This is a genomic window from Pigmentiphaga litoralis (assembly GCF_048632615.1).
GTDB classification, from domain to species: domain Bacteria; phylum Pseudomonadota; class Gammaproteobacteria; order Burkholderiales; family Burkholderiaceae_B; genus Pigmentiphaga; species Pigmentiphaga litoralis_B.
The window spans coordinates 5,479,010-5,491,921 of record NZ_CP184479.1; the positions used below are offsets into that span (position 1 = coordinate 5,479,010).

Below are 12,912 nucleotides of genomic sequence, written 5' to 3' on the forward strand. Positions count from 1 at the left end.
CATCGTGGCGCCGGTCAGGCCTGCGAGCCGCCCGCAATGCCGTTCAGCTCGTCGACAGCATCGGCCGGCAACACCAGGCGACCGGCCTTCAGGTTGTCGTGCAGGTGCGCCACGGACGACGTGCCGGGAATCAGCAGGATGTTCGGCGACCGTTGCAGCAGCCACGCCAGCGCGACCTGCAAGGGCGACGCGCCCACGCGTTCCGCTACCGCACTCAACGTGCCGGACTGCAGCGGCGAAAATCCGCCCAGCGGAAAGAACGGCACGTAGGCGATCCCGTCGGCAGCCAGCGCATCGATCATGGCGTCGTCATTGCGATGCGCCAGGTTGTAGTGATTCTGCACGCAGACGATGTTGCAGATGCCGCGGCCCTCGGTCAGTTGCGCCGGCGTGATGTTGCTCAGGCCGATGTGCCTGACCAAGCCCTGGCGTTGCAGTTCGGCCAGCGCGGTCAGCGGTGCTTCGATCGATCCTTCCGCCGGGCCGTGCGTGTCGAACATGATGCGCAGGTTGACCACTTCCATGGTGTCCAGCCCCAGGTTCCGCAGGTTGTCATGAACGGCGGCGGTCAGCGCTTCGGGCGAATACGCAGGCAGCCAGGCGCCCTTGTCATCGCGGCGCGCGCCGATCTTGGTCACGATGACAAGGTCATCCGGATAAGGATGGAGGGCTTCGCGAATCAGTTGATTGGTGATGTGCGGGCCATAGAAATCGCTGGTGTCGATATGGTTCACCCCTTGCGCAATGGCCTCGCGCAGCACGGCAAGGGCCGCCGCGCGATCGCGAGGCGGGCCGAACACACCCGGCCCGGCCAGTTGCATGGCGCCGTACCCAACACGGCCGACCAGGCGGCCACCCAAAGAAAATTGCGACGCGTTCGAAACAGAAAACGAGGACGTGGATGTCATGGCGCACTCCAGAAAGGGGCAAGCGGTTCGGTTGGTTGTCGGGCGAAAGCCAGGCAGGACCAAACGATAGCGGCGCACGCGCCGTTTGATAATCCAACACAGTCCGCACGGGCTGTGCGATATTCCGGACAATGAAAATCGACCTGAACGATCTGGCCGCCCTGGCCGCCGTCGCACGCGCCGGCGGCTTTCGCGAAGCGGCGCGCACGCTCAATACCAGCGCGTCGGCATTGAGCGATGCGGTGCGCCGGCTCGAAGAACGTCTTGGCGTGCGCCTGCTGAATCGCACTACCCGCAGCGTGGCCCCTACCGAAAGCGGCGCGGCGCTGATCGGGCGGCTCGGTCCGGCATTGTCCGAACTCGAAGCCGCGGTCGATGCGGTCAAGGAGCTTCAAGGCCGTCCCGCTGGCACCTTGCGCCTGAACGTGCCGATCAGCGCCGCGCGGCTTGTGCTGCCCGCCATCGTGCCGCGCTTTCTGGCCGCCTACCCCGCGGTCAAGCTCGATGTGGTGGTCGATGACAGCTTCGTCGACCTGCTGCAGGAAGGGTGCGATGCCGGCATCCGCTACGACGAAAGCCTGGCGCAGGACATGATTGCCGTGCCGATCGGACCGCGAGTGCAGAAACTGGCCACGGCCGCGTCCCCGGCATATCTGGACCGTCGCGGCCGGCCCGGGCATCCCCATGACCTGATGCGGCACGATTGCCTGCTCGGCCGATTTCCGAGCGGGTCCATGCCGGCCTGGCAATTCGAGAAAGACGGCAAGGTCGTGCGAGTTCAACCGACCGGGCCGCTGACCGTGCGCATCGGCGCGGCCGTGGATCTGGCGGTCGATGCCGCGATCGCGGGCAGCGGCATCGTGTATCTGTTCGAAGACTGGCTGCGGCCGCACATCGACAGCGGCGCGCTGGAACCGGTGCTCGAGCACTGGTGGCAGCCGTTTTCCGGGCCCTTCCTGTACTACCCCGGACGACGATTGGTGCCCGCTCCGTTGCGCGCCTTCATCGACTTCATCAAGGCCGAGCCAGACCCGTTAACAAAATAAACCTTTTGAGTTGCATACGATTTAGGCGCAGGATTTCGTAGTCAGTCTGCCTTCCCTATTCCCTTTTCAAGGTCATGGTCATGTGGATACTGCTTCTCCTTCCGTTCATCGGTCTGCTATGGGTGCCCTTTTATAACCACGAGCTGCCCACCCTATTCGGCTTCCCTTTCTTCTATTGGTACCAATTGGCGTGGGTGCCCATTACCGCATTCATCACCTGGCTGCTGTATCGCCGCCATATCCAGAAGGAAGGTGAATGATGGACGCCCAGATCAATTGGACTGCGCTGTGGGTCTTCCTGTTTTTTTCGTGCTGGTGACCGTGCTGGGTTTTGGCGCATCGCGGTGGCAACGAGGCACGAACTCCCATCAGCATCTCGATGAATGGGGCCTGGGCGGCCGGCGCTTCGGCACCTGGATCACCTGGTTCCTGGTGGGGGGCGATTTCTATACGGCCTATACCGTCATCGCCGTGCCTGCCCTGGTCTATGCGGTCGGGGCGTATGGCTTCTTTGCCCTGCCCTATACGATTCTGGTCTATCCGATCGTGTTCCTGATCATGCCGCGGCTCTGGACCGTCGCGCAGAAAGCCGGGCATGTGACCGCGGCCGACGTGGTGTACGGCAAGTTCAAGTCGCGCCCGCTGGAACTGGCCATTGCGGTGACCGGCGTGGTCGCCACCATGCCCTACATTGCGCTGCAGCTGGTCGGCATGGAAGTGGTGATCAAGGCGTTGGGGCTGACTGGCGAATTCCCGCTGGCCGCGGCCTTCGTGATCCTGGCGCTGTACACCTATTCCGCCGGCCTGCGCGCGCCCGCGCTGATTGCGTTCGTCAAAGACCTGATGATCTACATCGTGGTGCTGGTGGCAATCGTGCTGGTGCCTGCCAAGCTGGGGGGTTACGGCGCCGTATTCTCATCCGCCAGCAACGCCTTTGCCGCCAAGGGCGGCGCGACCGGCCTCTTCCTGCAGCCACAACAGTTCCTGCCATACGCCACCCTGGCGTTGGGCTCGGCATTGGCCGCGTTCATGTACCCGCACACGCTGACCGGCATTTTTGCCGCAAAAAGCGCGAACACGATCCGCAAGAACGCCGTCTTCCTGCCTGCGTACACGTTGCTGCTGGGCCTGATCGCGTTGCTGGGCTACATGGCGCACGCCGCGAACCTGAAGGTTCAGACCAACAACGACGTGGTGCCGGCGCTGTTCAACGCGCTGTTCCCGCCGTGGTTCGCGGGCTTTGCGTTTGCCGCCATCGCCATCGGCGCACTGGTGCCCGCTGCCGTGATGTCCATCGGTGCGGCCAACCTGTTCACCCGCAACTTCTGGAAAGCCTACGTCAATCCGCAGGTGACACCCGAAGGAGAAGCCAAGGTGGCCAAGCTGGTGTCGCTGGTCGTCAAAGTGGGGGCGCTGGTCTTCATCCTGTTCCTGCCGACGCAGTTCGCGCTGGACCTGCAACTGCTGGGCGGCTTGTGGATCCTGCAGACCTTCCCGTCCGTGGTGCTCGGTCTGTTCATGAACCGCTTCCGCAGCACGGCATTGCTGTGCGGGTGGATCGTAGGCCTGGCGGGCGGCAGCTGGCTGGTGTTCAAGGATGGCATCAAGCCCGTACACACGTTCGTGATCGGCGGCGATCCGTACACGATGTACACGGGGCTGCTCGCGCTGATCGTCAACCTGATCGTCGTGGTGATCGTGCAGTTCATTCATGATCGCGTGTCACCGGTCAAGGTGACGGCGCCGATCGGAACCTGATTTCCGTCATCTGACCCCGTCGATCGGTGAACGATGGGCGGGTAAAAACACAACGGGGACAGGCCTGATGGGCTGTCCCCGTTGTGTTCGCTGCGGACCGGTAGGCGAAGTGGAAACTCCTCCGTCACGCTGTTCCGGACATCAAGCTTTCGACAACTTGATCGCCGACGGCGCCGCCGTCAGGTAACCCACCGCACTGCCGAAACGGTCCTTGTAGTTTGCACGGACCAAGGGATCCAGCGTCGGCTTGACCTTGTCATGCAGGCCCGCTTCCCAATCGCCTACGTGCTGGAAGTTGCTCATGATGTAGGTAAAGCCGTTGATCGAATCCACCGCGTGCAGGCCCGTCGACTCCGCGCCCGACGGGCAGGACAGCACTCGCGCCAGCACCTTGGTGTCCACGTTGTAGGCCCACAGGAAGTTGTTCACGTGCATGCTGCTGTCCTCGCCGATGAACAGCGTGCGCAGCGTTTCCGAGAACTTCAGGTTGTCCGGATTGCCCAGCTTGTCGGGATTGGCCAAGTTGCCGAGTGCATCCGCGGCAGCCAGGTCTTCGCCGACCAGTGCGGCTGGGGCGGCCATGTCCACCGGCACCCAGGCGCTGTCGATCGCGGCGCCGACCGTGTCCTTCTGGCCCGACGTCATGTTCAACGCATACACCGCGCCGGCGCTGATCGCCTTGTCCACCGCCACGTCCGTCGACGCCGCATTGCCTTTCACCATCGACTTTTCCACGCGCGACATGGCCGAGTACAGCACCTTGTCCTTGATGTTCACCGTCGTGCCTTCCAGCTTCGTGAAGCCCATGCTGCCGCCGGCCAAGGCCGCGTAGCGATGCGTCTCCAGGTAAGCCGCGGCCTTCGTCATGCCCGGCTTGATCCGGATCCAGTTGAAGGTACCGTTGAAGTTGATCTTGGTGAACGTCGTGTCGGCCGGATCCGCCGTGCGGATGTCCATGATGTCTGTCGACTTCAGGCTCTTGGCCATGGCTTCGATCTCGGCACTCGTGGCGTTGCCAAGCTTGATCCAGCTCAGTCTGGCCGACCCGGCGCCCGCCGACGACGTCTGCGTCCACTTCGCGACATACAGCGCGCCCGACGACAGATCGGCCGCCTTGTCGGCGATGAACATGAACAGGCCGCCATTGGTGGCATCGTCGCCCATCAGCACGGTGCGCTGGTCAGGCATGACCTGCACCAGTTCGTGCGAGATACGGCCCAGGCAATAGTGCTTCTTGATCGTACCGGTGCCGTCGGGGTTCACCGTCACTTCCGGAAGATGGCCATAGTTGTAGGGATTGGCCGTCGTCTCATTGCCATACAGGCTCTTGCTGAACGCCTTGAACTGCGCGTTCGTCGCGATCGTGCTGGCGTCAGGTTCGTACTCTTCGCTGGAAAGATGCGTGTTCCATGGCGACAGGCTGGCGCCACAGGTAATCCACAGACCGTTGACCTTGGATGTGTCGACATTGTGGTACTTGACCAGCGTCAGCGCGCCGGTGGTCTTGTCCTGGTCCAGCGTCAGCACCGCGATCGGCGACGGCAATTGACCATAGACCGAGGCCAGGCTCTGGTCCCGCGTCGTGTACTCGAACTGCACCACCGCGAACACCGTGTTGCCCTTCACGCCCGGCACGGCCGGGTTGGCCAGCGTCAGCAGCGAACTGCCATCGGGCGAGTCCGAAAAGAACTGGCGTTCCTTGCCGGCCACCGAGCGGTCGATGATCGGCTGGTTGTTGATGTCCACATACCCGCCGCTCAGGATCGTGCCGCCCGCGCCGTTGGGCACCAGGTCACCGGTCACGAAGAAGGGCTGATAGGACAGCGCATAGGTCTGCGACGTGCCGTCGCTGTACGTGACCTTGAGGCTCGAGCCCACGGTCGTCGTGGCCATTTGCGCGGCATTGGCCAGCGACGGCGCCGCCATGGGCGTGAATGCGGCGGACTGGAACGTCACGCCCGGCGCCGGGGTGAAGTCATTGTCATCGCCGCCCCCACAGGCAGCCAGCAGCGACGCCGCCGACACGGAGCCGGCCAGCGGCAAGACGGGCGCACCGGCCAGGGCCTTGAGCAGATTGCGGCGGGAAAGATTCAGGGTATCGACCATCGTTACGTTCCTTGGTGAAAGCGGAAGGCTTTGAACGGAACGAAGTCTATGGAGCCCGTATGACAGTTTTGGGAATATGAGACGTCGCACAAAATTCACTTGAAATTTGCGCGAAACCGACATTCAGGTAGTCGTCAGATTGTGTTCAGGACGCTGTCAGTGGGGTAGCGGTAGGTAGGCCATACCCGCCCCCTCACCCCTCCGGCAACGACCACCCTCCCCCCAGCGCCCGAATCAGGTCCACGGCGGACCGTGCCCGCTCCCCATCCAGCTGCGCCGACGTGCGACGCTGCAGCAGCACCGTTCGATCCGCGTCGATCACGTCCAGGTAGCTGACCGACCCTTCCCGGTACTGCAGCTGCGCCAGCCGGGCCGCGCGGGTCGACCCTTCCACGGCCGCATCCTGCTCGCGCGTCTGCTGCGCCAGCAGGCGCAGGTTGGCCAGGTTGTCCTCCACTTCGCGAAAGGCGTTCAGCACCGTCTGGCGATACTTGGCGACGTCTTCTTCGTACATCGCACGGGCATTGGCCAGGCCGGCTTCGCGGCGGCCGCCGTCGAAGATCGGGATCGACAACGCGGTGCCGACCAGCGGGCCGAGCAGGAAGGCGCGGCTGGACCACTGGAACAGGTCGCCGAGTTGCGCCGATTCGTAGCCCAGGGCGCCCGTCAGGTTCAGGCGCGGGAAGAACGCGGCGCGGGCGGCCCCGATGCGGGCATTGGCGGCCGCCATGGCGCGTTCGGCGGCGGCGATGTCGGGCCGGCGTTCGAGCAGGGACGACGGCAGGCCGGCGGGTACGCCCACCGAGACGCGCGTCAGCGGCTGCGGCGCCAAGGTGAATTCGGCGGGTGTCTTGCCCAGCAGGATCGCCAGCGCATGTTCGGACGAAGCGCGCAGCCGTTCGATGCCAAGCGCGTCGGCGCGGGCCGATGCCAGCTCGCTGCGGGCGCGGGCCAGGTCCAGTTCGCTGATGTCGCCTTCGTCGTACCGGCGCTGGATCAGTTTCAGGCTCTGTTCGCGCAAGGCCACCGTGCCCGCGTACAGCGCCTGTTCGGCGTCGCGCTCGCGGATCTGGAAGTAGGCTTGGGCCACGTCGGCCTGCAGCACCAGCCGCACCGACTGGAACAGGGCTTCGCTTTGTTGCGCGTCAGCGGTGGCCGCATTGACGTTCGATGCAACGCGGCCGAACAGGTCGGCTTCGTACGCGACGCTTGCCTGCGCCCGCCACAAGGTGGTGGCGCGGGTGTCGGCATCTTCGCCCAGGCCGCGCGAAGCGGGCGACGGCCGCTGACGCGTCGGGCCGAAGCCGGCGTCGACCGACGGCAGGCGGTCGGCCTGGGCATTGCGCTGCAGCGCCCTGGCCTGCTCGAGCCGCGCGGCGGCGGCTTGCAGGTCCTGGTTGGCGGCCAGCGCGTCGGCTTCCAGGGCGTTGAGCACGGGGTCGTTGAATACCGTCCACCATTCGCCGCGCGCCACCGCTTCGGACGGCTCGGCGGGCTTCCACTGGTCCCCGGCGGGCGGCGGGGCTTCCTTGAAGGCGGCGGGGGTCGAGACCTCGGGCCGTTCATATACGGGCGCCACACTGCACCCGGCCAGGATCAGCAGCGAAGCCAGCAGCGCCGATCCGGTCTTGAGAGTCGAAATCATGATGCGTCTATCCTTGGGTTCAATGGCCGGGAGCAGCGGCGGGGGTGGCACCGTGCGGACCTGACTGGGGCGCACCGTGGGGTGCCACATGCGGCGCCGCATGCGGCGCGGCGGACGTCAGCGTGCGGCCGCTCATCTTGCGCAGAAGCACATAGAACACCGGCGTCAGGAACAAGCCGAACAGCGTCACACCCAACATTCCGAAGAACACGGCAATGCCCATGGCATGGCGCATTTCCGATCCGGCGCCGGTCGACAGCACCAGGGGCACGACACCCATGATGAAGGCGATGGACGTCATCAGGATGGGACGCAGGCGCAGGCGGCTGGCTTCAATGGCGGCGTCAACGATCTTGGCGCCCTGCAGTTCCAGTTCGCGGGCGAACTCCACGATCAGGATCGCGTTCTTGCATGCCAGTCCCACCAGCACCATCAACCCGATCTGCGTAAAGATGTTGTTGTCGCCGTTGGTCAGCCAGACCCCGGTCAACGCCGCCAGCAGACCCATGGGCACGATCAGGATCACGGCCAGCGGCAGGGTCAGGCTTTCATACAGCGCGGCCAGCACCAGGAACACCAGCAGCACGCTGATCGGGAACACCCACATGCCGGCGTTGCCCGCCAGGATCTGCTGGTACGTCAGATCCGTCCATTCGAACTTCACGCCGGCGGGCAAGGTTTCTGCCGCCACCCGTTCGATCGCGGCTTGCGCCTGATTGGTCGAATACCCGGGCGCCGGGCCGCCGTTGATGTCGGCGGCGGTGTAGCCGTTGTAGCGCACCACCATTTCCGGACCAAAGGTGTCGGTGACCTTGACCAGCGATGACAGCGGCACCATGTCACCCGACCGGTTGCGGGTCTTGAGCTGCAAGATATCGTCAGCGGTGGCGCGGAACGGTGCATCGGCCTGGGCGCGCACCTGGTACACACGACCGAACCGGTTGAAGTCGTTCACATACAGCGACCCCAGATAGATCTGCATGGTGTCGAACACGTCGGTCACCGGCACGCCTTGCTGCTTGGCTTTCACACGATCCAGGTCCACGTCCAGCTGCGGCACGTTGATCTGGTAGCTGGAAAAGCCGGGCCCCAGTTCAGGCGCCTTGGCGGCCGCCTTCAGGAAGTTTTGCGCGGCCTCATCCAGCTTCGCGTAGCCCACCGCGCCCCGATCCTCCAGTTGCAGCTTGAAGCCCCCCATCGTGCCCAGGCCCATGACAGGCGGCGGCGGGAACACCGCGATGAAGGAATCGCCGATCGCGCCGTACTGCTTGTTCAAGGATGCCGTGATGGCGTCAGCCGTCAGCCCGGCCTTGTGGCGTTCGTCGAAATCCGTCAGGGTCACGAACACAATGCCGGCGCTCGAACTGTTGGTAAAGCCGTTGATCGACAGGCCCGGGAAGGCAATGGCGTTGGATACGCCCGGCTCTTTCAGCGCGATGTCGGTCATGCGGCGGATCACCGCGTCGGTCCGGTCCAGCGACGCGCCGTTGGGCAACTGCGCGAAGCTGATGAGGTACTGCTTGTCCTGCGCCGGCACGAAGCCGCCGGGCACGATGTACGAGATGCCGACCGTAGCCGCAAGCAGCACGGCGTACACCACCATCGATGCGCCCTTGCGCGTGATCGCCCCCTTCACACCCGTTGCATACCGATCCGACGCGCGCCCGAAGAAGCGGTTGAACCCGGCAAAGAAGCGGCCCAGCACCTTGTTGATGCCGCGGGTCAGCCAATCGGGCTTGTCATGGTGGCTGCGCAGCAGCAAGGCGGCCAGCGCGGGCGACAGGGTCAGCGAATTGAAGGCCGAGATCACGGTGGAAATCGCGATCGTCATGGCGAACTGCTTATAGAACTGGCCGGTCAGGCCGGTCATGAAGGCCAGCGGCACGAACACGGCTACCAGCGTCAGCGAGATGGCCACGATGGGCCCGCTCACTTCACGCATCGCCTGATAGGTAGCTTCGCGGGGCGACAGTCCGTCGGCAATATTCCGCTCCACGTTTTCGACCACCACGATGGCGTCATCGACCACGATCCCGATCGCCAGCACCATGCCGAACAAGGACAGCGCGTTGATCGAATAGCCGAACGCCAGCATCAATGCGAAGGTGCCCACGATCGACACCGGGACGGCCACCAGCGGGATGATGGACGCGCGCCAGGTCTGCAGGAACAGGATCACGACCAGCACCACCAGCAGGATGGCTTCGATCAGGGTGTGCACCACCGCTTTGATACTGGCGCGCACGAACTGCGTAGGGTCGTACATGATGCTGTATTCGACCGACTCGGGAAATTCGGCCGACAGTTCTTTCATCGTCTGGCGCACCTGGTCGGACACGGCCAGCGCGTTGGCGCCGGGCGCTTGCAAGATCGCGATGGCAACGGCACTCTTGTTGTCGAGCAATGCGCGCAAGCCGTATTCCGACGCGGCGAGTTCGACACGCGCGACGTCAGCCAGGCGCGTGACGCTGCCATTGTCGGAGGTCTTGAGGACGATGTCGGCAAACTCTTCCTCGGTCGTCAAACGGCCTTGCGTGTTCACCGACAGTTGAAGGGGCTGACCCGGCAGGCTGGGCGATGCGCCGATCACACCGGCCGCCACCTGCACGTTCTGCTCGCGGATGGCGGCAATGACCTCAGGGGCCGTCAGGCCGCGCTGCGCAACCCTGGCCGGATCCAGCCACACGCGCATGGCGTAATTGCCCGAGCCCCACAGCACGACTTCACCCACGCCCTGGATGCGTGCAAGCCGGTCCTTGACGTTGATGACCGCGTAGTTGCGCAGGTAGGTGTTGTCGTAGCGGTCATCGGGGGATATCAAGTGCACCACCATGGTCAGCGTCGGCGAGCTCTTGACGGTCGTGACGCCCAGGCGCTGCACGTCTTCGGGCAGACGCGGCAAGGCCTGCGACACCCGGTTCTGCACCAGTTGCTGCGCCTTGTCGGGATCGATGCCCAGCTTGAAGTTGACGGTGATGGCCAGGTTGCCGTCGCTATTGGCCTGCGACTGCATGTACAGCATGTCTTCCACGCCGTTGATGGACTCTTCCAGCGGCGACGCCACGGTCTCGGCAATCACTTTCGGGTTGGCGCCCGGATACTGCGCGCGCACCACGACGGAAGGCGGCACCACTTCGGGATATTCCGAAATCGGCAGCTGGAACACGGCCAGCAGGCCCGCCAGCAGGATCAGCACGGATAGCACACCCGCGAAGATCGGCCGGTCGATAAAGAATCGGGAAATGTTCATGATGACTTTTTTCTGAGGTTCACACGCGCTTGCGAGCCACGTCGCCGGCGACTGGTGCACTGGGGTTGGCGGCCATGGGCACGACACGCGGAGTGATGGCGTCACCTGGGCGCACGCGTTGCAGCCCGTTGACGACGATGCGATCGCCGGCCTTCAGACCGGATTCGACGATGCGCAGGCCGGACTGGTTGGCGCCCACCTTGATCTCGCGATAGGCGGTGCGGTTCTTTTCGTCCACGACCAGCACGAAGCGCTTGTCCTGGTCGGTGCCGATCGCCTTTTCGTCGATCAGCAGCCCGTCACGCGGCGAGCTGCCCCCCAGCTGGATGCGGGCATACAGGCCCGGCAGCAGGCTGCCATCGGCGTTGTCGAACACGGCCCGCACGCGGATCGTGCCGGACGACGTATCCAGGCGGTTGTCGACCGACGCCACGCGGCCTTCCCTTGAATAGCCGGTTTCGTTGGCCAGGCCCAGATGCACCGGGATCACGCTTTTCGACGCGCTGCGCGAGGGGTTGATGTACTTGAGGAAACTCTGTTCATCGACATCGAACGACGCGTACAGCTTGGACACCGACATCAAGGTGGTCAGCGGCTGCGATGCGGCGCCCGCGGCCACCACGTTGCCCAGCGTCACTTCGGCGCGCGACACGCGGCCGGCCACCGGCGCGGTAATGCGTGTGTATTCCAGGTTCAGGCGGGCGGCTTCCAGTGCGGCCTGCGCCGCTTGCAGATTGGCGGCGGCTTCGCGCGAGGCGTTCTGCTTTTCCTCGTAGTCGCGGCGAGCCACGGCGTTGTCGGCCAGCAGTCGTTCGGCGCGCGCCATGTCATTGCCGGTCCACGAGGCCCGGGCTTGCGCGGCGGTGACCTGCGCCTGGGCGCGCGACACTTCGGCGGCATACGGACGCGGGTCGATCGTGAACAGCGGATCGCCCTTCTTCACCAGGCTGCCGTCCTCGAAATGGACCTGCACGATGCGGCCGGACACCAGAGGCCGGATGTCGACGCGGTCGATGGCTTCCAGGCGTCCGGAATAGTTTTGCCAGTCCACGATACGGCGGGCCACGACTTCGGCCACGTCAACCTGCGGCGCCGCCGGGGCCGCCGGGGCCGTTACCGGAGCGGGAGTGTCTTCGGCCACCGCGTAAACGCAGAAGGCGGTCAGCCCGCCGGCGGCGATGAGCGCTGCGACGGCACTGGCCGTGGCGCGTTGCTTGAGCTTGATCATACGGATTCCTTGGGTGGGGGTTCGGGAAGGAAAGGGGGCGCGGGCAGCACCAGCTGTCGCCGCAGAAAATGAACGATGTCCTCAAGCGCCGGCAGATGACTGCGCAGGGCCGCATGCGTGACGTCGGCGAAGCGGGCGACTTGGGTGCGGACACCGACAGCAATCAGCTCGGCGGCATACCGTTCGGCCTCTACGTGCAGCACGTCGCATTCGGCCGTGGCGATACAGGCCGGCGGCAGACCGCGCAGTCGGCGTGATTCCAAGGGCGCGGCGTAGGGATGGATACGCTGCATCAGTTGCGGCAGATACTGGCGATAGCAGTCGGCGCAGTCCGCGGCGGTCAGGTCCGACCGCAGCCGGGTGGCGTCGCCCAGGCGGGTCATGCTGGGGTCCAGCATCGGGCCGATCAGCGCCTGGGCCGACACGGCGACGACGCCGCGGTCCCGTGCGATCAAGGCCAGGCAGGCGGCGATATTGCCGCCGGCGTCGTCGCCGGCCACCGCCAACCGCAACGGATCGGCGCCAAAATCCGGTGCATGGGCCACGGTCCACAGGGCGGCGGCATAGGCATCTTCCGGCGCGGCGGGAAACGGACGCTGGGGCGCCAGGGCATAGCCCACCGCCAGCACGGCGGCCGGGCAGGCCTGGGCAATGAAGCGCGCCGGCACGTCGGCGTCATCCAGACCGCCGCCCACGAAACCGCCGCCGTGGAAATACAGCACGGTCGGCAGCAGCTCGGCCCCGGCCGGGCGATACAGGCGCATCGGGATAATGCCGGCCGGACCGGGAATCGCGAAGGAATGCACCGTTACCGAGCCGGTCGGGCCGGCATTGCGAGCAGGAAACGCCGTCAGGGGGTTCATTGCGGAAGGCGGAAATCGCCAGCAAGTTGGGATGGACGGATTCTGGGTGTTTCACCTTGCCGGATAAACACCTATAATTCGGCAACACTATTCGTCCTGAGCAAACAA

8 protein-coding genes and 1 pseudogene are annotated in these 12,912 nt (G+C 64.8%); 3 read left to right on the forward strand and 6 right to left on the reverse strand.

Features of this window, described 5'->3' with window-relative positions; genetic code table 11:
* Positions 1-14: 14 nt before the first annotated feature.
* Entirely contained in the window at positions 15-908 is an 894-nt protein-coding gene (locus tag ACNANG_RS25430; protein ID WP_420225394.1) for an aldo/keto reductase family oxidoreductase, read from the reverse strand.
* A gap of 131 nt (positions 909-1,039) precedes the next feature.
* Here ACNANG_RS25430 and ACNANG_RS25435 point away from each other — a divergent pair, with 131 nt between their 5' ends.
* The 3 genes and pseudogenes from ACNANG_RS25435 (at position 1,040) to mctP (ending at position 3,712) form a co-directional block, all read left to right on the forward strand.
* Positions 1,040-1,954, forward strand: coding sequence for a LysR substrate-binding domain-containing protein (locus tag ACNANG_RS25435; protein ID WP_420225395.1), 915 nt, complete (start codon positions 1,040-1,042; stop codon positions 1,952-1,954).
* Positions 1,955-2,034: 80 nt separating this feature from the next.
* Positions 2,035-2,214, forward strand: coding sequence for a DUF3311 domain-containing protein (locus ACNANG_RS25440; protein WP_420225396.1), 180 nt, complete (start codon positions 2,035-2,037; stop codon positions 2,212-2,214).
* Positions 2,214-3,712: pseudogene (gene mctP, locus ACNANG_RS25445) on the forward strand (monocarboxylate uptake permease MctP). The gene ACNANG_RS25440 and the pseudogene mctP overlap by 1 nt, the downstream one beginning before the upstream one ends.
* A 141-nt stretch (positions 3,713-3,853) precedes the next feature.
* Here the strand turns inward: mctP and ACNANG_RS25450 are convergent.
* The 5 genes from ACNANG_RS25450 to ACNANG_RS25470 form a co-directional block, all read right to left on the reverse strand.
* Positions 3,854-5,818: a PhoX family protein gene (locus ACNANG_RS25450; protein WP_420225397.1), complete on the reverse strand. Its 1,965-nt coding sequence runs from the start codon at positions 5,816-5,818 to the stop codon at positions 3,854-3,856.
* Between the two features lie 193 nt (positions 5,819-6,011).
* Positions 6,012-7,463, reverse strand: coding sequence for an efflux transporter outer membrane subunit (locus ACNANG_RS25455; RefSeq protein WP_420225398.1), 1,452 nt, complete (start codon positions 7,461-7,463; stop codon positions 6,012-6,014).
* Between the two features lie 19 nt (positions 7,464-7,482).
* Positions 7,483-10,713 (reverse strand): efflux RND transporter permease subunit, encoded by a 3,231-nt coding sequence (locus tag ACNANG_RS25460; RefSeq protein WP_420225399.1) that lies wholly within the window; start codon positions 10,711-10,713, stop codon positions 7,483-7,485.
* Between the two features lie 19 nt (positions 10,714-10,732).
* The gene (locus ACNANG_RS25465; RefSeq protein ID WP_420225400.1) at positions 10,733-11,941 is read right to left on the reverse strand and encodes an efflux RND transporter periplasmic adaptor subunit; all 1,209 of its coding nucleotides are present in this window, start codon (positions 11,939-11,941) and stop codon (positions 10,733-10,735) included.
* On the reverse strand, positions 11,938-12,804 hold the full coding sequence (locus tag ACNANG_RS25470; protein ID WP_420225401.1) for an alpha/beta hydrolase: 867 nt from the start codon (positions 12,802-12,804) through the stop codon (positions 11,938-11,940). Before ACNANG_RS25470 ends, ACNANG_RS25465 begins: the two co-directional genes overlap by 4 nt.
* Positions 12,805-12,912 lie beyond the last annotated feature (108 nt).